Annotated in this window: 20 protein-coding genes; 7 read left to right on the top strand and 13 right to left on the bottom strand. The window is 42.1% G+C overall.

The window, feature by feature from the left end; all coding sequences use genetic code 11:
- Positions 1 to 98: 98 nt before the first annotated feature.
- Both V7K30_RS05415 and V7K30_RS05410 read left to right on the top strand, forming a co-directional pair.
- Positions 99 to 551, top strand: a complete 453-nt coding sequence (locus tag V7K30_RS05415) for a DUF3531 family protein (RefSeq protein WP_334997840.1) — start codon at positions 99 to 101, stop codon at positions 549 to 551.
- Positions 552 to 559: 8 nt separating this feature from the next.
- Entirely contained in the window at positions 560 to 1,015 is a 456-nt protein-coding gene (locus V7K30_RS05410) for an NUDIX hydrolase (RefSeq protein WP_334997838.1), read from the top strand.
- A 36-nt stretch (positions 1,016 to 1,051) separates the two neighbouring features.
- Here V7K30_RS05410 and V7K30_RS05405 read toward each other — a convergent pair whose 3' ends face one another.
- From V7K30_RS05405 to V7K30_RS05390, 4 genes are all read right to left on the bottom strand, one after another.
- Positions 1,052 to 1,432 carry a type II toxin-antitoxin system HicB family antitoxin gene (locus V7K30_RS05405; RefSeq protein WP_334997836.1) on the bottom strand — a complete coding sequence of 127 codons (381 nt, stop codon included), beginning with the start codon at positions 1,430 to 1,432 and terminating at the stop codon, positions 1,052 to 1,054.
- 30 nt (positions 1,433 to 1,462) lie between these two features.
- On the bottom strand, positions 1,463 to 1,672 hold the full coding sequence (locus tag V7K30_RS05400; protein ID WP_334997835.1) for a hypothetical protein: 210 nt from the start codon (positions 1,670 to 1,672) through the stop codon (positions 1,463 to 1,465).
- A 165-nt stretch (positions 1,673 to 1,837) separates the two neighbouring features.
- A complete protein-coding gene (locus tag V7K30_RS05395) occupies positions 1,838 to 2,107 on the bottom strand; it encodes a ParE family toxin-like protein (RefSeq protein WP_334997833.1) in 270 nt (89 codons plus the stop codon).
- Positions 2,104 to 2,322, bottom strand: a complete 219-nt coding sequence (locus V7K30_RS05390) for a hypothetical protein (protein WP_334997831.1) — start codon at positions 2,320 to 2,322, stop codon at positions 2,104 to 2,106. Before V7K30_RS05390 ends, V7K30_RS05395 begins: the two co-directional genes overlap by 4 nt.
- Before the next feature lie 389 nt (positions 2,323 to 2,711).
- Here V7K30_RS05390 and V7K30_RS05385 point away from each other — a divergent pair, with 389 nt between their 5' ends.
- Both V7K30_RS05385 and V7K30_RS05380 read left to right on the top strand, forming a co-directional pair.
- Positions 2,712 to 3,044 carry a hypothetical protein gene (locus V7K30_RS05385; RefSeq protein ID WP_334997829.1) on the top strand — a complete coding sequence of 111 codons (333 nt, stop codon included), beginning with the start codon at positions 2,712 to 2,714 and terminating at the stop codon, positions 3,042 to 3,044.
- Positions 3,045 to 3,182: 138 nt separating this feature from the next.
- Positions 3,183 to 3,710, top strand: a complete 528-nt coding sequence (locus tag V7K30_RS05380) for a DUF29 domain-containing protein (RefSeq protein ID WP_334997827.1) — start codon at positions 3,183 to 3,185, stop codon at positions 3,708 to 3,710.
- Between the two features lie 7 nt (positions 3,711 to 3,717).
- On the opposite strand, the gene V7K30_RS05375 is transcribed toward V7K30_RS05380, so the two are convergent.
- The 7 genes from V7K30_RS05375 to mfd all read right to left on the bottom strand — a co-directional run bounded on the left by V7K30_RS05375 (position 3,718) and on the right by mfd (position 10,524).
- The gene (locus V7K30_RS05375) at positions 3,718 to 3,927 is read right to left on the bottom strand and encodes a type II toxin-antitoxin system HicA family toxin (protein ID WP_334998157.1); all 210 of its coding nucleotides are present in this window, start codon (positions 3,925 to 3,927) and stop codon (positions 3,718 to 3,720) included.
- Positions 3,924 to 4,127 carry a type II toxin-antitoxin system HicB family antitoxin gene (locus tag V7K30_RS05370; protein WP_334997825.1) on the bottom strand — a complete coding sequence of 68 codons (204 nt, stop codon included), beginning with the start codon at positions 4,125 to 4,127 and terminating at the stop codon, positions 3,924 to 3,926. Before V7K30_RS05370 ends, V7K30_RS05375 begins: the two co-directional genes overlap by 4 nt.
- A 111-nt stretch (positions 4,128 to 4,238) precedes the next feature.
- Positions 4,239 to 4,808 (bottom strand): hypothetical protein, encoded by a 570-nt coding sequence (locus V7K30_RS05365; RefSeq protein WP_334997823.1) that lies wholly within the window; start codon positions 4,806 to 4,808, stop codon positions 4,239 to 4,241.
- Positions 4,808 to 6,193, bottom strand: coding sequence for an AAA family ATPase (locus V7K30_RS05360; RefSeq protein WP_334997821.1), 1,386 nt, complete (start codon positions 6,191 to 6,193; stop codon positions 4,808 to 4,810). The genes V7K30_RS05365 and V7K30_RS05360 overlap by 1 nt, the downstream gene beginning before the upstream one ends.
- A 98-nt stretch (positions 6,194 to 6,291) precedes the next feature.
- Positions 6,292 to 6,621, bottom strand: a complete 330-nt coding sequence (locus V7K30_RS05355; protein ID WP_334997819.1) for a PIN domain-containing protein — start codon at positions 6,619 to 6,621, stop codon at positions 6,292 to 6,294.
- A 9-nt stretch (positions 6,622 to 6,630) separates the two neighbouring features.
- Positions 6,631 to 6,891 carry a hypothetical protein gene (locus V7K30_RS05350; RefSeq protein WP_334997817.1) on the bottom strand — a complete coding sequence of 87 codons (261 nt, stop codon included), beginning with the start codon at positions 6,889 to 6,891 and terminating at the stop codon, positions 6,631 to 6,633.
- 66 nt (positions 6,892 to 6,957) lie between these two features.
- Positions 6,958 to 10,524, bottom strand: a complete 3,567-nt coding sequence (gene mfd / locus V7K30_RS05345) for a transcription-repair coupling factor (RefSeq protein WP_334997815.1) — start codon at positions 10,522 to 10,524, stop codon at positions 6,958 to 6,960.
- A gap of 240 nt (positions 10,525 to 10,764) precedes the next feature.
- Between mfd and V7K30_RS05340 the strand changes: the two genes are divergently transcribed.
- On the top strand, positions 10,765 to 12,093 hold the full coding sequence (locus V7K30_RS05340; protein ID WP_334997813.1) for a hemolysin family protein: 1,329 nt from the start codon (positions 10,765 to 10,767) through the stop codon (positions 12,091 to 12,093).
- An 82-nt stretch (positions 12,094 to 12,175) separates the two neighbouring features.
- Here V7K30_RS05340 and V7K30_RS05335 read toward each other — a convergent pair whose 3' ends face one another.
- Together V7K30_RS05335 and V7K30_RS05330 are read right to left on the bottom strand one after the other, a co-directional pair.
- Complete coding sequence (locus V7K30_RS05335; RefSeq protein ID WP_334997811.1) at positions 12,176 to 13,357, bottom strand: aldo/keto reductase; 1,182 nt, start codon at positions 13,355 to 13,357, stop codon at positions 12,176 to 12,178.
- Between the two features lie 520 nt (positions 13,358 to 13,877).
- Positions 13,878 to 19,838 carry an amino acid adenylation domain-containing protein gene (locus tag V7K30_RS05330; RefSeq protein WP_334997809.1) on the bottom strand — a complete coding sequence of 1,987 codons (5,961 nt, stop codon included), beginning with the start codon at positions 19,836 to 19,838 and terminating at the stop codon, positions 13,878 to 13,880.
- Between the two features lie 712 nt (positions 19,839 to 20,550).
- Here V7K30_RS05330 and V7K30_RS05325 point away from each other — a divergent pair.
- Entirely contained in the window at positions 20,551 to 20,712 is a 162-nt protein-coding gene (locus V7K30_RS05325; RefSeq protein ID WP_334997807.1) for a hypothetical protein, read from the top strand.
- Between the two features lie 1,050 nt (positions 20,713 to 21,762).
- Complete coding sequence (locus V7K30_RS05320) at positions 21,763 to 23,205, top strand: sugar transferase (protein WP_334997805.1); 1,443 nt, start codon at positions 21,763 to 21,765, stop codon at positions 23,203 to 23,205.
- Positions 23,206 to 23,516 lie beyond the last annotated feature (311 nt).

Genomic DNA, 23,516 nt, shown 5'->3' with positions numbered 1-23,516 from the left:
AACTCCTAATTCCCCATTCCCCACTCCCCATTCCCCACTCCCCACTCCCTACTTTGATATGCTTATTTGCAGAAGAGTAATTGAGATATTAGACCAAAATGGAGATTCAGTTCCGCGAAATTAATCCTTTTGATATGTGGATTTGGCTGAAATTCAGCACAAATCCTTCTGCGCGTGAAAAGCAATATGTAGAAGAAGTTTTCAATTCCTGGTTTTATCTGGGTAAATTGGGTGCATTTAATGCAGAGAATCTTCAGGTGCAGGACACTGGACTCGATATCAGCTACATGAATTATGATGAGCAAGGGTATGACAAAAGCTTATTAGCACTGATGCACAACATCGGTGAGTTTGAATATGAAGGTCAATGGGGACGTTGTTGGTTTGACTTAGGAACCAGTGATGCGATCGCTCTGGATATTTTAATCAACGCCCTCAGTCAGCTAAGTGAGGAATATGTCACCATTGAAGAATTATACATCGGTGGCGAAAATTCAGATTGGCCTATTGAGGATAGTGAAAGTCGTCCTCAATCTATTTATGATAACTAGTTACCAAAATGAATAAAGCAGGCGAAATTCGGGTAATAGCCTTGGGGCTAATTCGGGATGGCGATGGCTCCGCCAACGCCAAGGGCGAACGCATATTTGTTTCTGAAGGCTACGATCCCGTAAAGCAAGAAACATTTTATCGTGCTCTGGGCGGTGGGGTTGAATTTGGCGAAACCAGCCGCGACGCGCTACAACGGGAGTTTCAAGAGGAAATTCAGGCAGAATTAACGAATATTAAATATCTAGGTTGTATAGAGAACCTGTTTACATTTAATGGTAGGCAAGGTCATGAAATTATTCAACTTTATCAATGTGACTTTGCTGATTCAAAATTTTATCAACTAGAAAGTTTAGTTTTTTCAGAATCACAAACTCATAAACATAGAGCGTTATGGATAGATATCTCTCGCTTGAAATCTGGGGAATTAAGATTAGTACCTGAAGTATTTTTTGACTATTTATAAATCATCTGGAATTAACTAAGATTGCTTCGCTGTTAATTATGCAATCGCACTCAGCAAAGAGACAATATACTGGTTGAGACTAACGCCTTCTCGTTCAGAAGTCTCAGCTAAACGCCGATGTAAAGATTTCGGCATCCGTAGTAGTAGTTTACCGCTATAGCTATCATTACTACTTGGTAAAGGGATATCATCGCCGGCTTCATAAGCTGTCTCAATCCACAATTCCCGCGCCTCATTGAGATTTGCCATTGTCTCTTCAAGGGTTTCGCCTTGAGTAAGACATCCAGGTAAATCTTTAATTTGAGCTACATATCCACCCTCTGGGTCGGGGTAAAGTGTTACAGGGTACTGAAGATTTAAATAATATTCTAAGGACGGCTTCTCAATCTGCTGGTTCTTCTGGTTCAGTGTCTTCATCAATCCACTCTTCTAAATTTAATAGTTCAACTATTTGCTGTACATAGATTCCTTTAACTTTTTGTCCTCCTGTTTTGGGTACAGTGATGGTTTTACCTTGGGAGTCTCGGAAGCTATGATGGCTACCTTAAACCTTTTCTCTTCAAAGCCAAAAGCTTCCAATAGATAGTAAACTTCCTGAAACCGCACTTCTGGAGGTCGTTTCAGGAACTGATCTACTAATTTTCTTAATTTGCTCATTGAGAGATGATACTATATATAGTATCAAAATTTTGAGAGATAAAAAAGTATTTAAAAAGGGCAATCGCTCTAATCAAGTCCGATCTGCTTTAGATTTCGCTGCCGTTACTGCACGGTAAGCGCTCATCTTTTGATCCAAATTGGGTATGCGATCGCACTGTGTCGCTACAACCCAGAGAGCAACTTGTTATATTCTGTGTGTGAACCAAGCCAAAACCAAATAACGGTATCTCCATCTAACTGTCCAACCGCTCGATAATTTTTGCTAATCCGTACTGAATAAATTGGTAGTTCTGGATGTACTTTTTTGAAGCGCAAGCTTGGATGGCTCGGATCTTGTTTGAACAGGCGGTATGCCTGACGTGTTTGCTCTTGAACTTGCTCAGGTAGATCAGCAAACCCTTGACGAAACTGAGCGGTTATACGTGACTTCACAATGTATCTGGATCTAAGTCTTGGGTTTTTCCTGCACGGTATTCAGCCATTGCCTCGGTTGCAAGTTTGGCAAGCATATCTGGAGAACGGGCAAAAGCTTCATCCCAACGGCGTTCATCTTCTAGTTCTGCCAAAATCATCGCTGCGATCACATCTTGTTCATTGGCAGACAAGGTTTTTAGTTTGGCGATCGCTTGTTCAAGTAGCTCAGTCATAGCTGTCAATCGTTACGAAAGTCATACTATAAATTATCTCTGCTTACACTCTGTTGGGGTTGTTAGGGTGCGATCGCTTAGGGTGAGAGTAAGGTGCGATCGCACTCAATAGCTGAAGAAGTAGGTTTTAATAGAAACAAATGTTGAGTTTGCTGATAATTTTATTTTTTGGAAGTCCTCAAAAAACATGAATATGAAATAAATGCAACAACCCCACAACAATATTTAAACAAGCCAGATCAATTTTCAAAAAACCTTAAATGCTATAAGAGTTATTTAGTAGATGGCGAAACTCTAGGGACTAAGCGATATGTTAAGAATGGTCGCTATCTTGATATAGCACTAGATGCCCGTATTGTATATTTTAGTGCCAATTAATAATTTTGGTTATGAGTTGGAAAAAAATTAAGATCGCGGAGATTCAAGGTATTGAAAAAGTAGTTGCTGAATTTTACGTAAGAAGTATCACATACATACCAAACTGCCAGTTTAGGGTAAAAATCACTGAGGATATTTATGGTAAGTATTCAGCACGTGTAAATGTTGCTGTTAGAAACTCTAGAGATGGTTCACCTGAATGGGTTGGAGGAACAGGAGATTCAATTGATGAAGCGCTAGAAAATTCAATCAAAGAACTTGTAAACTCTATCAAATCCTCCGGGAAAAACATTAACCTTCTTCAGGAAGAAGATTTTGAGTGGTCTGCTCCTGAAGACTTCTAGCACGATATACTGTCGTAGGCTTCGCGATCGCTCTTAATAGCAGAATTACTGGAGTTTGAGACAGTTCTAAAATAAAAGCAAAGACGTTGAGGTTGAACTAACCTAATGCGTATACCTGAAACAAACCCAAAGATACCAATGCCTTCACCAAGCCTCTACGAAACTGATTTTTACGCTTGGACACAGGAACAAGCAACTTTACTTCGCAATGAACAGTGGAGTCAGATCGATCTGCAAAATCTGATTGAGGAGATTCAATCTTTGGGTAAACAGCAACGTCAAGAACTGCGAAACCGTCTGAGTGTGTTGATTGGACATTTACTAAAATGGGAGTACCAGTCTCAACGTCGTAGCCGTAAGCTGGTGAGCCAGCGCGTTGCGGGGGTTCCCCTCGTTGTAGCGACTGGCGAACCCGAAGGGTTAGCAACACTTCGGGTTCAACGCTTAGATATTGCTGAACTGCTTGAAGACAATCCTAGCCTAAAGCCTTACCTTGAAGAAGCACTTCGCAAAGCCTACCTTAAAAGTGTCGAATTAGCTGTTGGCGAAACAGATTTGCCCAAGCGGACTTTTCCGGTAGAGTGTCCCTACAGTTTGGCAGAGATTGTGGACTATGATTTTTACCCCGGTGAACCAAGCAAGTTAGTGGATGAATCAGAGCAGTAATTTGAAATTAAAGTAAATCTTCTTCAGATAGCTGGGCTATTTTTATCAAGGCTTTCAAGGTTCCAACTTTTAAATCTTGATTGCGGTGAACAGGAATTGACAAGATTTTTTCTACTTCCGGGTTTTCATAAATATGATGACTGCCAGTAATTCTTTGCAAAACCCAACCTTTTTGCTCCACAATCTTACAAAGTTGCTTGCCAGAAATCGATTTTATATAGCAATTTCGACAACTTGATCTGTTGACTCAATTGCATTACGACTGTTGGCAACTTCAAGCCAACCTTCAATAGCGTCCTTTAAATTAGCTATTACTTCTTCTGTGGTGTCTCCTTCGGTAATACAACCGGGAAGCGCCGGAACCTCTGCCCAATAACCGCCTTCTTCTGCTGGATGAATGATTGCTCTGATTTTCATAAACTTGTTGAGCTAGTTTGTGAGAATATACTAATAACCATAACTGTTTACTCTTAACTGTGGCTACTCAAATTAATGTGGTCAAATCAGAAAAGTCCTTATCCAAGGTTCTTATCTTTGACCTTTAACTAAATCATTAAATTGAAAAGACGAGCCGCTTTTCTTTAGTATCTTTATCTTTGAGGGAAAGTCATAATTAGGGTCAATACGTGTTGTTTTCTTGGGAATTTTGATGTTCTTGATGCTGACGAAACGACATTCATAATCCTTAAGAAAATTTTGCTGCTCCCAAAATGACTGACCAATTTCCCGACAATAGGCAATAAAACACTGCGCTCCTTTAAGTTGTTCAATTATGTACGATCCTCCTTTCCCTGCTTTCATCTCAACGCACAGGATAACCTTTTTCTTGCCAGTATCAGCAACGATGACAAAATCCGCACGTTTGCATTCACCACGATTCCCTTTAAAAACCGCATTCGGTGAGATGAAAGTATCTGCTTTGATGATGATGACCTCATCATCATCGGGCATTCCATAAATAGTTACATCGTAATTTGCGGGTGGAGGCTCTCTGAGTATGACCTTATTTTTGCCGTAGCGATCATTTTCCAATGCTACTGTAGCGGTTTCCTTGATCATCTCTTTGAGAATAGCAATATCAGTTAATCCATCAGACATTACTCCTCACTCCAGACGATCGCTTCCTGAATCCGGTTCATCGTTTCGATGGTTGTATCAAAGCTGCGAGCTTCAATACCCAGTTCTGGGTCGATATTGGCTGGTGTCAGGGTCTGGCATTTAGTTTTTTTTGTTTTGCCCTCTAGTATTATCGATACTTTTTCCGCGATATAGACTTTGATTTTTTCAGAAGAGATCAGTTCCTCTTGCCGATAACCTTCAACTTGGGCAATTCGCTTGAGATGGGGTTTATCATGATTTAGCATGATCAGCGTATTCAGTTCTTTAATAATGTAATCACTGTGGGTGGTGATGAAAACTTTAATGCCTAGGTTCACCAGTTGAGCAAATAGCCGTGCGACGCGGCGCTGGTTTTCGGGGTGTAGGTTCAGTTCGGGTTCATCCACCATCAGTAAATCACCAAGCTGGGCTTTGTGTCTCAGATAAAAGCCGATATCTAGTAGAGAACGCACGGCGCTAGAACTTTCATCCATAGAAAGCTTGATCCGTTTACTATGCGGCTCATAATAAAGTTCATCATTACGGGTGACTGTGTATTTACCACCAATGATGTCGGCGAAATCAGCCAGCACATCGCGATGGTTCTCAGCAATGAAACTGCTTTTTTGGAAAATTGTCTCCAGTTCCCGCGTAAAATCCACATTTTTTTCTACTGGGAGCGGATAATCCTGGTATACCTTAAATAGAAGCTCTCTTGGATTGATGGTTTTATCAGCCTGACCCATTTCTTCGAGCAAGCGATTGCGGGCAAAATTCAACTCTTTGCGAAAAATAGCAGCACCAGTTCGTTCTGCACTAGCGATGAAAGGGTTAGGAAGAAACTGATCAAAAATGATATCTTTTAGTGCGTCGGCAATGATGCGTTCAAGGATATCGCGTGGGATTTTTACCTTCTCTTTCTCAACTAGCAGAGTTACAACTAATTCTGTGCTTTCTTCACTTTTGGTAATAGAGAAAATTGATGCCTCGCCGGAGGCAATTTCCCGATTAAAGCTTTTTACTAAACTAATATTTTGGATGTCCAGACTTACCTGAAAGTCTGTTGTTTTAAATCGTTCTGCACGGGAAGCAAAAATCTTTGGTAATTCCTGGGTATATGCCTGACAACCTGTCTTCACAATCTGCTCGGACTGTTTAATATATTCTTGTATATCAAGACGAATTACGCCGTCCGCAAGGAGCTGCTTGATCTTATCAGCCTTAATTTTGATCGCAAACATTCGTCGCCAAGTAGACAAAAAGCCAAACAATGCATAAGTAGCGTAGGTCTTGCCCGTATTATTGTAGCCACAAATGATTGTCAGGTCGCCAAGTGTGAATTCGGCTTGCTTTAAAGCACCAAGATTTTTGACTTTAATTTTCATTGCCGTATTCCTTTAGCGATCGCCTATAGATAATACTCACATAATTGTTAACGTGCGTAGGGCTGTACCATAACAAGACCGGGAAAACACGGTAATGTTTAATCATTGAATGTAGAAAGTGTTGCACCTTGCCCAACAGCACAAGCAGCTATCAGCGCATCTAGCAACCCTAAACTGTGTGATAAATGGTAGGTTGTAAAGTCAGACAAGGCGCGAGTCAAGTCAGCCTCAGTAGCCCAGACTACATGTAGCGGCGCAACTAGTTTTAAAGCATTACTCAACTGTTGCTTGTTTTGAGCATCCTGAATCAGTTCCATGACTACAAAGCCGGGCACACTGGGCAACTCTGATAAACTGGCAAACCAAGTTATTGCAGGAGCATGACCTCGTTGAATATCAATCAAAACGTTAGTATCTAGCAAATACATCAACTTTACCTATTCTCGCTCACGGGTTTGGGCCTCATGGCGTAACTTGCGAGAGTATGCTTGACTATCTGTAATATCAGGTCGTGAGTTGATCACGCCTTCGTTCTGCCAATAAGCAACAAGTTCGGCTCCTGTCTTCGGAGGATTTGCTAAAACCTGCCTCACAGAAAGAATCCGAAGAATGTATTCAGAAAGAGGCAGGTTTAGCCGAGAAGCTTCAGTAAAAAGCTCATTTTCTAGCTCTGGCGGCAAATCAAGATTAATACTCACTCTGCTTCTCCTGTGTAGGTTTGATTCTAGATTGATAGAAACATAAGAGTCAGGTTAAGCTACCGATCAAACAATAGCTGCCTCTGGAATCGCACCTTGCATTCTCCCGAAAGCATCAATCAAACTCTGCAATTGTTGATCTGCCTTAAAAACTCCTAACCCGCGCACCGTCACTTTACCTGGAGAATAGACAAAGCGTGTCTTGAGATTTTCTGGTAAATTCGCCGCCAATAAATTCCAAGCTGGTTCCTCCATCGGCGTTTCTAAAACGACGTGCTGCTTTTGTTCTGGTTTAATCCGGCTAAATCCGATTTTTTTGGCTAGCTGTTTGAGTTCCATGACTCGCAAAAGTTGATTTGCAGGCACCGGTAAACTACCATAGCGATCGCTCCACTCGGCTGCAATCTGCTTTAATTCTGATTTAGATTTAGCTGTGGCCACCGCCCGATAAGCACTCATCTTTTGATCCAAATCGGTAATGTAATCTGCTGGGATAAATGCCGTGAGGTTGAGATCAATCTGGGTATCCTCCACTTGCGGAATTTCTTGTCCTCGAATTTCCCGAATTGCTTCTTCCAGCATTTCCATATATAAATCAAAACCGATGGCATCCATTTGACCGGATTGTTCTGCACCTAGCAAGTTACCCACGCCTCTGATTTCCATATCACGCATCGCTAGTTGATACCCAGAACCGAGCTGAGTAAATTCCTGAATTGCTCGTAATCGTTGCCGTGCCGCATCAGATAACGTCCGTTGCTTCGGATAAAATAACCAAGCATGAGCTTGAATACCTGCACGTCCCACACGACCGCGTAATTGATACAGTTGTGCCAATCCAAAGCGGTGAGCATCTTCAATTAAGATGGTGTTGACTCGCGGAATATCTAAGCCAGATTCAATAATTGTCGTACAAACGAGGATATCTGCGTCGCCATTACTGAAGGTGAGCATCGTTGATTCTAACTCGCTTTCATCCATTTGACCGTGAGCGATCGCAAACCTAGCTCCCGGTATCACTTCTCGTAAATTAGCTGTTGTCTCTTCAATTCCGTCCACTCGTGGGACTACATAAAACACCTGTCCACCTCTGTCTAATTCTTGACGAATCGCACTGCGGATACTTTCAGAATTTATCGGTGATAGATGGGTTTTAATCGGGCGTCTGGTTGGGGGTGGCGTGGTAATCAAACTCATTTCCCGAATTCCCGACAAGGACATATACAAAGTCCGGGGAATGGGAGTCGCGGAGAGGGTAAGCACGTCCACCTGAGTTTTCAGGCTTTTAATTTTCTCTTTCTGGTTTACCCCAAACCTCTGTTCTTCATCCACCACCAACAGTCCTAAATCCCGGAATGTTACGCCTTTACCTAAAAGTTGATGCGTACCAATTACTACATCTAATTCACCCGTTGCCAATCGTTTTTGAATATCGCGGCGTTCTTCAGCCGAACGAAAACGGTTGAGTAAACCGACATTCACGGGGTAAGGTGCAAAACGTTCTTTGAGTGTATGGTAATGCTGCTGTGTTAAAATAGTCGTTGGCGCAAGGAGTGCCACTTGTTTCCCGGCGATGACTGCTTTGAAAATAGCACGAATCGCCACTTCCGTTTTCCCGAAACCGACATCGCCACAAACTAAGCGATCCATTGGGCGATCGCTTTCCATGTCGCGTTTCACATCTTGGACAGCTTTGAGCTGATCCGTTGTGGGTTGATAGGGGAAAGAATCTTCTAATTCTTCCTGCCAAGGCATATCATTGGGAAAGCTAAAACCTTGTTGTTGCGATCGCGCTGCATACAGTTTCAACAGGTCCACCGCCAATTTTCTGATGGCTTTGCGGACTTTATTCTTCGTATTTTCCCAAGCTTTCCCGGTCATTCTGTTGAGTTCCGGTGCTTTATCACCTGCGGCGCGGAACCGGGATAAAGCACCTACTTGATCGGCTGCGACTCTGAGTAACCCATCAGCATACTGCACCGCTAAATAATCACGGGTTTCGTTATTAATCGTCAAACTTTCCAGCTTGACAAATTTGCCAACACCATGATTTCTGTGAACCACATAATCGCCTGGACGCAGCTTATTGGGATCAACTTGTTTAGAAGTAGCTTTGTGGCGCTTGCGGATATAGCCGGGAGTCGCCAAGGAATGCTGCCCAAAAAATTCCCGATCTGTAACGATTACTATTCGGTATGTCGGCAGAATAAAACCTTCTAGTTCCGCAAGACCAGAATATTTTAGGGCTATGGGAGTATGGTTGATTTGGAGCTTATCGATCGCTTGGTAGTCGCGGGGATTGGGGATAAATTGAGCCGGACAATCATGTTCTTGCAACAGCGAGACGGAACGCGAAGGTTGAGCAGAAAGTAGCCAGATCGAGAAATTGCGATCGCGTTCTTGGCGGATGGTTTCAGCTAGTTTAGCAAACTGGTGCGGCGTGACTGGAAGCGATCGGCTGGCCAGATTGATCCCACTATTTTCCTCGGACAGTTCCGATAAATATAATGTTTTAAACTTGGCAACATCAGCCAAACACTCATCAAACGAACGGTGAATCTTAGGTAATGTTAGGCGAGTGCGGGTAGATTCTTCGCCATTCCCCACTCCCCACTCCCTACTCCCCATTCCCCACTGTTCCTGGGCATTTTCTACCCAGCGATCGCTATGAGCATGACACTGTTCTGGCTCATCAATGGCAATCAGGGTATTTTCTGATAAGTAGTTTAGCAGAGATGCTGGTTGCTCGAAAGCTAACCCCAAAAAGCGACGACTACCCTCAATCAGTGATGAGTTATGAGTGCTGAGTGCTGAGTTAAATTCTGACTCAGCACTCGGCACTCGGAACTCAGAACTATTTTTCAGTGCTGCCATCACCACGGGAGCAAAGCTAGTGGGGGTAAGAATTAACTGGTCAACTTTGTCGAGGGCGGAACGTTGGGTTACTGGATCAAATTCCCGCATTTGCTCAATTTCATCGCCAAACCATTCCAGGCGGACTGGAAACTCAGATGAAACTGGGTACACATCAACAATATCGCCTCGCCGGCTCCATTGCCCTTCTGTTTCCACCAGAGGTACTCTTTCATACCCCAGAATAGTTATTTTCTCACTGAAGGCATTCAAGTCTAATTCCATCCCCCGCTTCAAAGTAAGACAGAATTGCCCAAAAGCTTCTGGTGGTGGTAAATGTGGTTGCAGCGCCCCTTGAGTAGCCACAATCGCCATCTTGGGTAATTGCGAGGGATTTGGGTTTTGCTTTTCTTCCCCATGCCCCATGCCCAATGCCCTATGCCCCATACTCAAATCTGCCAATACCTGCATTTGTCCCCAACTCATTTCAGTTTCCGGGTCAAAAGGTTCGTAGGGAGAAGCCTCGGAGGTGGGGTAAAAATGTACTGTTTCCCATCCCATTGCCTCCAGTTGTGCGTAAACGCGTCCAGCTTCCTCCAGAGTGGCGCAAACCACGAACAAATCCTTACCCGTAGCCCGCGCCAATGCCGAAGCGACCAAACCCTTGGGCAATCGAGAAATGCCATTTAACCGCAATTCTTGTTGTCGGTTTAGCTTAGAAATAAATTCAGTGGTGAGCGGCGATCGCGCTAAGGCACGCACAATAGAAGAAAATGACATAAGTACTACTAGCGTTGGGAGTCTTTGTGGGTCAGGAAATCTTGAGGCAGTTTATGTCAACCATTCTAAAAGTGTTAACAGCCTTCTTATTCCTTCGATGGAAGAATAATGCACAGCGACTAATAAACTTAAGAACTATAACTATTACTTTGTGTACAGTCAAAGCATTTATAGAAGCACCTTTAATACTAGATACTAGGGATTGAGCTACGTTCGCTCTGATAAGCGGCAATTTTAAACATGTCCTCCATCACTTTTGAAATTTTAATCATTTTGGTGCTAATTATTGCCAACGGCGTGTTTTCTATGTCTGAGATGGCGATTGTCTCAGCCCGGAAAGTTAGGCTACAACAGCTTGCTAATCAAGGAGATCCTAAGGCAAAAGTAGCACTGAAACTAGCTGAGTCTCCAAATCATTTCCTGTCAACCGTTCAAGTGGGTATTTCCCTGATCGGTATCCTGACTGGTGCTTTTGGCGGAGCAACAATTGCCAGTCGGTTGGCAATCTATGTAAAACGCGTCCCCTTGTTAGCACCTTATAGTGAACCGCTCTCCTTCGGAATAGTGGTTTTGCTGATTACCTATTTCTCACTCATTGTTGGCGAATTGGTACCGAAGCGTCTGGCATTAAACAACCCAGAAAGGATTGCATCAATTGTAGCTATTCCGATGCAAGCCTTGGCGGCGATCGCTTCTCCAGTAGTCTTTCTCTTAAGCGCTTCTACAGATTTGATCCTGCGAGTGCTGGGAATTACAGCTTCTACCGAGCCGCAAGTCACCGAAGAAGAAATTAAAATCTTAATTGAGCAAGGCACCGAGGCGGGAACCTTTGAGGAAGCCGAACAGGATATGGTGGAGCGAGTCTTTCGTTTAGGCGATCGCCCTGTCAGCTACTTAATGACACCCCGTCCCGATATCGTCTGGCTAGACTTAGACGACTCTGCCGAAGAAAATCGCCAAAAAATGGTTGATAGTGCCTATTCTCGGTATCCAATTTGTCAGGCGGGACTTGACAACGTGCTAGGTGTGATCCCTGTCACCGATTTATTAGCCAGGAGTTTCCGAGGAGAACCGCTAGACTTGACAGTGGGATTGCGACAGCCCGTATTCGTGCCAGAAAGCACCCGTGGCTTGAAAGTTTTGGAATTGTTCAAGCAAACCATCACTCACATGGCGCTAGTAGTGGATGAATACGGCGTGATTCAAGGATTAGTCACTCTCAACGACATCATGAGTGAAATCGTAGGTGATGTTCCTTCAACAGATGGACAGGATCAACCGCAAGCAGTGCAACGCGAAGATGGTTCCTGGCTTTTGGATGGGATGTTGCCTGTAGAGGAGTTTTTGGAACTTTTTGGTATGGAAGAGTGGCAATCTGACGAACGTGGTAGTTATCAAACTTTAGGTGGTTTTGTGATCACCAATTTAGGTCGTATTCCGGCCGCCGCAGATTATTTTGAATGGCAAAGTATGCGAATTGAAGTAATGGATATGGATGGGAACCGCGTTGATAAGGTGCTAGTCATACCGAAGCCAAATAAATCAGCAGATACGAAAAAATCTGACTAGCGATCGTTGGGGATATTGGGAAGTTAGGACTTAGGAGTTTGGAGTAATTTCTCTTCATCCCCAATCCCCAATCCCCAATTCATCAAGTCTTAGATAGACGTTTGACGGCTTCACCTGCCAACATCTGATGCGCTTGTTCCAAAACTTGGGGAATTTTATCGGCGTGGGGATTGCGGGTGAGACATTGCCGCAAGTCTAATTCATCTAGCCGATCAGCTTTGTTGCCAGGGAACCAGTGACTGGCATTGCCAAGTAGGTTGTAGCGCATTTTAGCGTAGTCTAGCAGATCGTAGGCGATCGCTAGATTCCGCAGCCACAAAATCACCCGAATATTTACCTCACCAGGGGTTTCTTCAAAGGTTGGTAGATTTGTCTGCCAGGATTTTACCCAATCTTCTCCCAAAGTAGCGATCGCTTCTGACTCCAACCTTGCTAAAATCGGTGGCAAAATTTCTGATGCTCGATCTACTAATTCTAAAGTTTTCAGGTGTTCATCAAAATCTTGTGGTTTTGCTGCTCCCAAGCTTAGGGTATGCACCTCTTGATGACTCAAACAAAACAAATCATTAAACACCATTGGACTCAAAGGGGCACAAACATTTACTAATTTTTGTGGTGGTTTATATAACAAACCTCCTTTATCAGATGGGCTAATAATAAACACCCCCATATCGTGACGTTTAGCTGCTTCAATTGCCGCCCAATTCCATTGATTAATGTAGTACCAGTGCAGATTCACGTAATCAAATTGGTTAGTATTAATTGTCTGCACAATCATATCTGTTGAGCCATGTGTAGAAAAGCCAATAAATCTGACTTTTCCCTCAGCTCGCAACTGCTGCGCTACTTCCAAACAGCCACCAGGACGGATGCTGTAGTCTAATGACTCAGCATGATTGATGCCGTGCAATCCTAAAAGGTCAACATAATCTAGTTGGAGATTTTTTAATGATTGTTCAAACGTCTCACGGAATTCTTTCGCATCTGTCTGTGGGTTTATTTTGGTCTGAACAATCAACTTTTCGCGGGCAAACTTGGGCAATATTCTCCCCAATTGCATTTCGGAAGTGCCATAACCACGGGCAGTTTCAATATGATTAATCCCAACCTCGACTGCTCTTTTAATAGTCGCTTCCAGATTCGCCTGGTTATCAGCAGGAATTTCATTATTGGGAACATCCTCCCATTTGAACTGATATCTCATGCCACCGCAAGAAAACACTGGCATCTGTAATTCTGTGCGTCCAAATCGTCTATATAGCATCAGTAGATTGGGGATTGCTTACCAACTTAAAACCTAAAAACGACAGTCATTCGAGCTTTCAGTGCCACAATAATTACCTCTGTTCAATCTGTGACACTAGCAAGATTCATCGCATTATTAAATCGGTCAGGTCTTTTGGTTATTCGACTGTTACCAGTATTCCAGTTCCACAGAATAATTATCTCATCCTAGTTACCACTAGCAAGCATTTTTCCATTATTCTGCCAATTGGTTTTTAAACTAAGAAATAGCAAAACTACCCAGCAGTGGTAAGTTGTGCAAAGGTAGAGGATTGTCAGATACCCTTCGAGTGATCCTTGTTTGCCCTCACGCCACTTGTAAAATGATTCGTTGGCGCAGCCTCTCGTAGAGAAGAGGCTGCACAATCGCCATTTGCCTGGGTCGGAAAACCCTCTTGCAGCAGTGATCTCACAATATCATCAGCTAATAACTCTCAGGTGTCATTTTCTGCCGTTGGGGTCTGCTATTTTGAAATCCTGAACCGAGGGAAAAGTTAAAATTAATTCTTTGGAGACTGCGCCTGAGTTAAGCAATTTCTCAATATTTCGGCTAACACCTGTACCTGCGGCTCATTAAGTAGGCCAAGGTGAGATCCGGGAATGTAATGGATATCTAATCCTCCAGCAACTACATCGCCCCAGCCGAATTGAGGATCGTATTCTGTACCTATAGCTTCGCTGCGACTCTGATCGTCTGTTCGCAAGAGGATAGCTCGACCAAAGTAAGGTGAAAAGATATATTCACTCATGGCTTGAGTGTTAGCATCTATAATCTTTAAATGCTTGTCAGTTTCAGGTAAATGAAGTACCTCTTCCAAGTAACGGTTATATGTATTTTGGAGATGGTGCTTACGCCAATGGCTCCATCTCACAACCTTTTGCCAAAGGTAGATAGGACCTTGTTGAACCACATTATTTAAATGCAAAAAAACTCGCCTGAGAAATGACGGCCGCCAGCTATAACCTGGACGACAACTATCAAGCAGAACTAGAATACCAACTTGTTCGCCTTGCTCTTGGAGTTGCCGAGCCATCTCGAAAGCAACTACACCGCCAAAAGAATAGCCTCCCAGAAAATAAGGACCATTGGGCTGAAGGGTCTGGATTTCTTGAATGTAGTGCGCTGCCATGTCTTCAATCCGCGTATGGAAAGAGTGTTTTCCATCTAGCCCTTGTGGCTGTAGTCCGTAGAATGGTTGATCTGACCCCAGATGCAGTGCCAATTCACGGAAACACAAGACTTCTCCACCCAGTCCGTGAATACAGAAAAAAGGTGGTTTTGAACCATTGGGTTGAATTTCTAGCAGGGATGACCAGCTAGATTTTGATTGGTCTAAGGTATTTACTAAAGCCAAGTTTATTGCTAAATCTTCTTCTTGGCAGATTATTTTGGCTAGAGCTTCTACAGTCCCTGACTGGAACAGAATGGCAAGAGGCAGATTTCTACTAAATGTCTTCTCAATTTGCCAAAACAGTTTTACTGCTAATATCGAGTGTCCTCCTAGCTCAAAGAAGTTGTCCCTGACACCGATAGGCTCAATGCCCAGAACTTGTTCCCAAATTTTGGTCAGTTGGAATTCTAATTCATTACGGGGAGCCACATAGGTGTTTTCTGAATCAAGCCTTGTTAAGTCTGGTGCTGGTAAAGCGCGACGGTCGATTTTGCCGTTGGGGGTTAGGGGTAGGGTGTCTAGTAAAACGAAAGCACTAGGCACCATATATTCTGGCAGTTTCTGTTTGAGGAAGTAGCGCAGTTCGTCTATGGTTGGTGTCTGTTCTGGGTGAGGAACGATGTAGGCAACTAGTCGCTGATTTTCTGGATTATCAACTCTAGCTGTGACGACAGTTTGCTGTATAGTGGGGTGTTGTGCTAATAAAGCTTCAATTTCTCCAAGTTCGATGCGAAAACCCCGAATTTTTACTTGATTATCGAGGCGACCAAGGTATTCGATATTGCCATCACTTAAATAACGGGCTAAGTCACCCGTTTTGTAAAGGCGGCTTTCAGAGTCGCAACTGAATGGATTATGAATAAATTTTTCTGTTGTTAGTTTAGGCTGATGGAAATAACCCCGTGCTAAACCTGCACCACCAATATATAGTTCTCCTGGGACACCCACAGGTACGGTTTGCAAATATTTATCTAAAATGTAAATCTTGGTGTTGGCTATAGGACGGCCAATGGTCACTAAAGCTTCTTCCTGCTTAATTCGATGAATTGTAGACCAAACAGTTGTTTCTGTCGGTCCGTATAAGTTCCAAACTTCAGCACCTCTTTGACGTAAGTGGTTAGCTAAATTTTGAGGTAAGGCTTCACCACCACAGAGAATTTTCAGTTGGGCATTTCCTTCCCATCCTGCTTCTAGTAACATTTGCCAAGTCACAGGGGTGGCTTGCATAACAGTTGCAGCAGAGTTATTGAGTTGTTGTAATAACTGTAAACCGTCGGCAGTAACTTCCCGACTGACTAAAATTACCTTGGCTCCTAGTGTTAGGGGAAGAAAAATTTCTAAAACCGCAATATCAAAAGATAGGGAAGTAACTGACAACAGACTATCAAGGTTGGTTAATTGTAGGTGCTGTTGCATCCCCGTGAGGAAGTTAAGGACGCTGCGATGGGTAATTTGTACACCTTTGGGTTTCCCTGTGGAGCCAGAAGTATAAATTGTGTAAATTAAATTATCGGGAGCAATGTAACTTGGTGGCGAATTTTGCTGATGTGCGGTGATGTAATCCCTGTCGCTATCTATACAGATAACTTTGGCTTGGTGGGATGGAAGAGTTTTTAATAAATGTTGCTGGGTTAATAAAATGGAAATTTGCGAGTCTTGCAACATGAACGCCAAGCGCTCTTGGGGATAGGCTGGGTCTAGGGGTACGTAGGCTGCACCTGCTTTCAGGATACCTAAAAGTCCAACTATTAGATTTAGCGATCGCTCTACACAAATCCCCACAGGGATTTCTGGTTTGACTCCCAGTGATTGCAGATAATCCGCTAGCTGATTAGCACGGTGATTGAGTTGCTGGTAAGTTAGTTGCTGGTTCTCAAAGATTACGGCAATGGCGTTGGGAGTTCTTTCGGTTTGAGCTTCAAATAACTGATGGATGCAGGTATTTTCGGGGTAGTCAGTTTGGGTATTATTCCACTCCACCAGTAGCTGATGCTGTTCAGCTGCTGTTAACAGAGGTAAATCTGAAATATGCTGTTCTGGATTGGCGACGATCCCTTCAAGTAAAGTTTGAAAATGCCCCAGCATTCGAGCGATAGTTGTAGCATCGAATAAGTCTGTGTTGTATTCAATTCCACCTTTGATCCCCTCTGAAGTTTCTTTCAGGTCGAGGGTAAGATCGAACTTTGCTGCGCCGCTATGCACTTCTAGAGGGGTAATGGTCAATCCCGGAAGTTCCCAGAGTTGGCTTGGGGTATTGTGGAAGGCAAACATTACCTGAAACAGCGGTGAGTGGCTCATATCTCGTTCTGGCTGTAGTTCTTCTACTAGCTTCTCGAAGGGCAGAGCTTGGTGAGCATAAGCTCCTAGTGTTACTTCTCGAACTTGAGTAAGTAACTGCCGGAAACTTGGGTTGCCTGAAAGGTTAGTGCGTATGGCGAGGGTATTGACAAAGAACCCAATCAACCCTTCGGTTTCAACTTGGTTCCGACCAGCAATGGGTGAACCGATGAGAATGTCTTCTTGCCCAGTGTAGCGATACAGTATTGTCCCAAAAGCCGCCAGCAATGTCATGAATAGGGTAACACCCTGCTGATGCGAAAGTTCTTTTAAGGATGCACTCAGGTTCTGGGGTAGCGTCAGGGATTGCACTGCTCCCTGGTAAGTTTGGACTGGTGGCCGTGGTCGGTCGGTTGGTAATTCTAATACTGTATTAGCACCTGCTGACTGGGTTTTCCAGTAGTTGATTTGGCTTACGAGTATTTCACCCGATAGCCATTGGTGTTGCCAAGCAGCAAAATCGGCATACTGAATGGACAATTTTGCCAGAGGGGAAGGCTTACTGCTCAAAAGAGCATCATAAACGGCTGCTAACTGCTGCCAGAGAATGCCTATTGACCAGCCATCTGAGGCGATGTGATGCATGACTAACAAGAGTATATGCTCCTGTTCATCTACCTGGAGCAAAGTAGCTCTCAGCATCAAATCAGATTCTAAGTTGAAGGGGCGTTGCGCCTCTTCCTTTAGGAGACATTCCACTTGTTCCTGTGTTACCTCAATTATTTTGAGTTCCACTGGCCGAGGCGTGCCAATTACTTGTATGGGGCTACCATCAAGTGATGTAATAAAGTTTGTTCGCAGTGCTTCGTGATGGACTACGATCGCATCTAGTGACTGTTGCAATACACCCGCATTTAACTTGCCTGTTAAGCGCTGTGCATTCGAGACGATATATGCTCGGCTGTCGGGTTGCAACTGCTGCAAAAACCACACTCGCTGCTGGGCAAAGGATAAAGGGGCTGACTCCCGGTTGGCTATTTGGGGAATAGTCTGATTTTGGGGATCATTTTCTTGACTCTCATTTTGAGCGTTCCCGCTTCTCCTGTCGGAGACGCTACGCGAACGGGTTGCCGTAGGCATCGCTTGAGCTAAAGTAGCGATCGTTGGATTCTCAAATAAGAGTTGCAACGGTATTTCTATCTGAAAGGCTTGGCGAACCCGAGACATCACTTGAGTGGCCAGCAGTGAATGACCTCCTAATTCAAAAAAATTGTCGTGAATGCCTACTTGTTTCAGACGCAAAACTTTCGCCCAGATGCTAGCCAAGACTTCTTCTGTCGAATTCTCAGGTGGAACAAAGTTAGTTGACACCCTAAGAGTGAATGTATCTGGTGCAGGCAAGGCGCGGCGGTCTATTTTACCGTTGGGATTTAATGGGAAGGTGTCCAAAAATACAAAGAAACCAGGCACCATGTATTCAGGTAGCTGACCTTGCAAAAAGCGACGCAATTCAACCTGGCTAGGAATTTGCTCTGAACTGGCAACAACATATGCCACGAGTTGCTTTTCACCAGTAACATCCTCTCTAGCTATGACCAGAGTCTGTGTCAGTGCAGGATGTTGACCTAATATGGCTTCAATTTCTCCCAATTCAATTCGGAAGCCACGAATCTTTACTTGGTGGTCAATGCGACCAAGGAACTCGATATTACCATCGCTCAAATAACGTGCCAAGTCCCCAGTTTTGTAAAGACTTGCCCCAGGCTCAGAGCTAAAAGGGTCGAAAATGAACTTATCTATAGTCAATTCTGGACGGTTAAGATAGCCTCGCGCTAGACCAATACCACCAATGTGCAGTTCACCTGATTCACCAACGGGCACAGGCTGCAAATTTTCATCGAGGATGTGAATCTCTGCATTAGTAATGGGGCGACCAATGGGAGCAATGGCATAATTAGTGCCGCGTTGGCAAGTCCAAAAAGTAGTATCAATGGAAGCTTCTGTCGGACCATAGCAATTATGGAGAACATTGTCCAAATTCAGTTGGGCAAAGAAGCGTTCTATCAGTTCGCCAGGTAAAGCTTCACCACCACAGGTAATATGCCTGAGGAATCGGCAATTCTCAATTCCCTTCTCTTCCAGTAAGACCCGAAGTATGGAAGGTACTAAGGCCAAGACAGTGATTTGCTGCTGAGTAATCACCTTTACAAGATAGGCAGTGTCTTGATGTCCACCAGGGCGAGCTATGATCAATTGCCCTCCGAAGCACAATGGCCAGAATATCTGCCACACTGAGGGGTCGAAGCTAAAAGAAATAGTCAGTAAAACTTTGTCTACCTGAGTTAATCCAAAGGTTGTTTGCTTCCAGTAGAGTTGATTGCAGATCCCACGGTGAGGGTTCATTACACCCTTGGGCTGTCCTGTAGATCCCGATGTGTAGATTACATAGATGAGATTATCAGTCGTCGTCTCATTTACAGGATTTTCTTGACTGTTTCGGATATTCTCTTGCCAGTTTAAGTCCAGACAAATTACTTGTGCTTGATGCGGTGGTAGATTCTTGACAAATTTTTCTTGGGTTAACAATACTGGTGTCTGGGTGTCTTCCAAAATGAAGGCTAAACGCTCTGAAGGATATGCCGGATCTAAAGGCACATAAGCGCCTCCAGCTTTGAGAATTCCCAGCAGTCCTACGATCATCTCCAAGGAGCGCTCCAAGCAAATACCTACAAGTACTTCCGGCCCAACGCCTAAACTACGTAGGTGGTGCGCTAGTTGATTCGCGCGCTGGTTTAACTGCCGATAAGTAAGTTGTGTATTTTCAAATACTACAGCAATGGCTTGGGGCGATCGCTCTACTTGCATCTCAAACATTTGATGGATACACAGATCCTGATGATGAACTACTTGGGTTTCATTCCATTCCTGTAGAACTTGAGTGCCGATAATGTGAGTTAAGGTATTTAACGGAATATTTTGCTGATATTCTGAAGTTTGGCTATTTATTTGCATTTTCTATATATCAACTCCATCAGGAAATGGCCTTTTTTTATTGATTTATTGATTTATTAATTATTGTATATTATGTGTTTATACCAAATTCTATATGAGGCTACAAATTAACGCCCTTAAGCTTCTATCCTGAGGCTAGAGAAACAAAGCCTAGTTAGCCTTAATAGCTGGACGCTGAACGTAGCTTACCTACCCAAAGTGGTTGCGGCTTTCGGTTTGCAGTAACCAGGCTAATTCTATACATCTTCAAAGACAATTGTCTTTAAAACTTTAGTTAATCGATTTATAGTTAACATAATAACCACCGCATTATTTTATCCCCTATATTATTTTTAACTAAAACTTGCTTGAAAATACAATTAAAATCAAAAAAAAATGTATGATTTTGTTGTTGCGTTACAGGCATAAACAAGCATTTAATTTGCAAATTTAGCTTTAGTTGACAAACAAAAGTTTTTCGTTTTACATAATTTAGATAACTCAAAATATAATACTGTAAAGACTCTATCCTCTTTTATGAAAATTTGCTGAAGAGAAAAATAATTATTACCGAATCTTCATTGTCTTTCTTCATATGTAAAAATAGTGTAAAGCCATAATTATAATTTGCTTAAATTAAGTAACCGTCATAAACTGCATACACCAGAACACATGAAGAGGGGCTGGTGCTTAGGTAGTAGTATTTTTTTACTTAGCAACGCCAGTTGCGACAATGGAGGGAACCTCCCTTCGGGTGACGCTCGTCCCTCGCTACCGCCAGTCGCCTACGGCGGTAAACCCGTATACAGGGGTGGACTCACAGCAACGCACTGGCTCATCAGCACTCAGCACTTTCAAGTCAGGGCCGCAACCTCAAGCAAATGCGGTTTCTTAGGAGAGCGTTTTCCTGACTCAGTAAAACTCTCATCAAGTACGTTTAATCTCACTATATATAAGGTGAAAACCTTGCATATGAACTTAGTATTTGTGTAAATGTAACATAAGATACAGATAAAATATTTGCTTTTTTCTCGCAGCGAACACCCGTTCAAGCTCTTTGGCTACAAGCAAAGACTTGTAGCAAATCCAATGTTGATTTTTTTATGGTGATACCACCGTGCCTAAGCCCTCAATTTTTGATAGACAAGATTAGAACAGTCCAAAATGTAATATGGACGCAAAAAAATTGGATCAAAAAAGATTACTCTCTCTTCGGAGATAAAAATGCTTGTAACGCACATATGATAGGACTCACAGATATCAGACATTGTTGATATTACTTTCAGTTATTAAAATTTATTTTCATTAATCTGTGACCAATTATCTAGAGATGTCTATGAAACTTGACCCAAGTTTAACCACAATATGCAATATGTAAAGTTTTGTAACAATAGTCAAATTTTTGATGCATTTTGCTGTAAGTTATGTTTGTAAGTTTTGTTAATCAGTAATTATGCGTAAAGAAACAGAGAACTTCTAAGCAAAGCTGAATTAGTCTAGCTAAACATGCTACAGTAATTTTGGAAGGATATCACTGTTTCAAGTATAAAAGTAGAACTCTGCAATGAAACTGTAGTAATTCAGTTCAACTATTACGCACCTTAAAAATTCTAATATTTTTACCTGACCTACTTGATTATTAACGTCAGGAATTTTATTCAACTATAAGTTAACTCACCAACAAATCCTTTTTTCGGCGGTATCAAAGCTCAAAATTTCCTGAATAAACTGGATTTTACCCTGCAACAAAAGCTAAGTATATGGGTAGTAACCGCACTCAAACCGACCCTGGAAGATGCTTTTGATCAAGAACTTAAGATTACTCCTAAGAAAATGTTAATAGTAGACTACAAAGGTCAGGTTTCTTTGAAATAAAAATGTGAGATACCCCACTTGTCTTATATAAGTTTCCGTCAAATTTTAACTACACTAAGTGTTCCTAACTATGAGTAATCAAAGCATTACAACAAATAAATTCAGTGAAGTGCCTTTGGATTTACGTGCATCTGCATTTGTCAGGGTACGCAAGGGTTCATGGTGGTTGAGATTAACAACATTGTTTTTAGTAGACTATACTCTTTTATCCTTAGCTTGGGTTTTAGCTGGATATCAATCTTCTTCTGGGTATTTTACTTGGTATATACCAAGTCATTATTTACCGATTTTAATAACCATTGCGATTCAAATAGGATCACTAGCTGTCGAAGGTATTTATCGAGAAGGTCAAAAACGCTATGACTATTTCAATATTATCAAATCGCTAACTTTTGCTCATGGATTAATACTATTAGTTTCTTTTTTATATAAACCAGTTGTTGATATTACACGCCCAAGATTAATATTATTATCTTGGTTGCTAAGTATATTTTTTATTTGTACTGGTAGATATGCTGTAAATATTACTCTTGAATATTTGCGCAAGCAGAAAAAAATAGTTCGTTCTTCTGTCTTCATTATTTGCGATCCTCAAGATCATGAGCAGATTGCTAGCTTTATAAAAAAAGAAAAACACTACATTGTATCTGGTACGGCGAATGCTAATTCATTAGACAGATATCAACGTCAGCAAACATTGAATCAACTTAATCAATTAGGTGTAACAGAAGTTTTTATATCTTGGGATGCTTTAAAAAACAGAATGTTTTTATGTTGGTTATTTCAAGCATCTGGCATCCAAGTTCATATTTTACCGATGGAATTAAAACCAATTTATAGAAACGTAGAATTTAATAAAATAGGAGGAATGCCTTGTCTGAGCTTGGATTGTCCGATAATTACAGGTAAAGATTTTTGGATCAAGCGCAGTTGTGATTTTTGCTTCGCGGCTTTATTTGTAATGTTATCATTCCCTATTTATATAGCTATAGCTATAGCTATAAAATTGGACTCTCCTGGCACAGTATTTTACAGGCAAACCCGTATAGGTTTACATGGCCAACAGTTTAAAGTATGGAAATTCAGAACTATGAGGTCTGATGCGGAAAAATTACAGAAAGAATTAGAAGCATTAAATGAAACGAAAGATGGGATTATCTTTAAAATTAAAGACGATCCTCGCATTACCCGTGTTGGAAAATTTCTTCGACGTTACAGTTTAGACGAATTACCTCAACTTTTTAATGTTATCTTTGGAGAAATGAGTATAGTAGGACCTCGCCCTTTACCTACTAGAGATGTTGATAAGTTTTCTGAACATCATTTTATCCGACATGAAGTTTTACCTGGTATTACAGGTCTTTGGCAAGTCTCAGGTCGCTCGGATATTTTAGATTTTGAACAAGTGATTAATCTTGATCTTAACTACATCGAAAATTGGTCGCTTGGGTTAGACTTTGAAATTCTCCTCAAAACAGTTATGGTAGTTTTGAAAAAAGAAGGTGCCTACTAAGGTAATAAAAACTAAACCATACCGGACAGCAGTCATTATACGGTTTATGTATTGATACAAAGATTGCTTGATTAAGATAATTTATCACGCATTAAATTTAGATTTTTCTACTTTACTGAGTGAAAAACTACCTGTTTAACTCGGATAAAAGCTTTTGGATTGAAAACTCAAAAGATTTATTAATAAATAATTGGAATGAGTGGCACACTCAATCGTGCAATGATATAAGCTAAACGAAAGTGTATTTTTGTACTCAACTCGTATGACTAGTATCTATGGAAAAGCTAAAAAAGTTCTAACGGTATATTCAG

The organism is Nostoc sp., from assembly GCF_036917655.1.
Lineage (GTDB): Bacteria > Cyanobacteriota > Cyanobacteriia > Cyanobacteriales > Nostocaceae > Nostoc.
The sequence above is the reverse complement of the archived record's forward strand: the minus strand, read 5'-3'. Positions and strand labels throughout refer to the sequence as shown.

Bases quoted from the DNA above. Each gene is read 5' to 3' on its own strand.
- V7K30_RS05415 (WP_334997840.1), top strand. From the start codon at position 99: ATGGAGATTCAGTTCCGCGAAATTAATCCTTTTGATATGTGGATTTGG.
- V7K30_RS05410 (WP_334997838.1), top strand. From the start codon at position 560: ATGAATAAAGCAGGCGAAATTCGGGTAATAGCCTTGGGGCTAATTCGG.
- V7K30_RS05405 (WP_334997836.1), bottom strand. From the start codon at position 1,432: ATGAAGACACTGAACCAGAAGAACCAGCAGATTGAGAAGCCGTCCTTA.
- V7K30_RS05400 (WP_334997835.1), bottom strand. From the start codon at position 1,672: ATGAGCAAATTAAGAAAATTAGTAGATCAGTTCCTGAAACGACCTCCA.
- V7K30_RS05390 (WP_334997831.1), bottom strand. From the start codon at position 2,322: ATGACTGAGCTACTTGAACAAGCGATCGCCAAACTAAAAACCTTGTCT.
- V7K30_RS05385 (WP_334997829.1), top strand. From the start codon at position 2,712: ATGAGTTGGAAAAAAATTAAGATCGCGGAGATTCAAGGTATTGAAAAA.
- V7K30_RS05380 (WP_334997827.1), top strand. From the start codon at position 3,183: ATGCCTTCACCAAGCCTCTACGAAACTGATTTTTACGCTTGGACACAG.
- V7K30_RS05370 (WP_334997825.1), bottom strand. From the start codon at position 4,127: ATGAAAATCAGAGCAATCATTCATCCAGCAGAAGAAGGCGGTTATTGG.
- V7K30_RS05365 (WP_334997823.1), bottom strand. From the start codon at position 4,808: ATGTCTGATGGATTAACTGATATTGCTATTCTCAAAGAGATGATCAAG.
- V7K30_RS05360 (WP_334997821.1), bottom strand. From the start codon at position 6,193: ATGAAAATTAAAGTCAAAAATCTTGGTGCTTTAAAGCAAGCCGAATTC.
- V7K30_RS05355 (WP_334997819.1), bottom strand. From the start codon at position 6,621: ATGTATTTGCTAGATACTAACGTTTTGATTGATATTCAACGAGGTCAT.
- mfd (WP_334997815.1), bottom strand. From the start codon at position 10,524: ATGTCATTTTCTTCTATTGTGCGTGCCTTAGCGCGATCGCCGCTCACC.
- V7K30_RS05340 (WP_334997813.1), top strand. From the start codon at position 10,765: ATGTCCTCCATCACTTTTGAAATTTTAATCATTTTGGTGCTAATTATT.
- V7K30_RS05335 (WP_334997811.1), bottom strand. From the start codon at position 13,357: ATGCTATATAGACGATTTGGACGCACAGAATTACAGATGCCAGTGTTT.
- V7K30_RS05330 (WP_334997809.1), bottom strand. From the start codon at position 19,838: ATGCAAATAAATAGCCAAACTTCAGAATATCAGCAAAATATTCCGTTA.
- V7K30_RS05325 (WP_334997807.1), top strand. From the start codon at position 20,551: ATGGAGGGAACCTCCCTTCGGGTGACGCTCGTCCCTCGCTACCGCCAG.
- V7K30_RS05320 (WP_334997805.1), top strand. From the start codon at position 21,763: ATGAGTAATCAAAGCATTACAACAAATAAATTCAGTGAAGTGCCTTTG.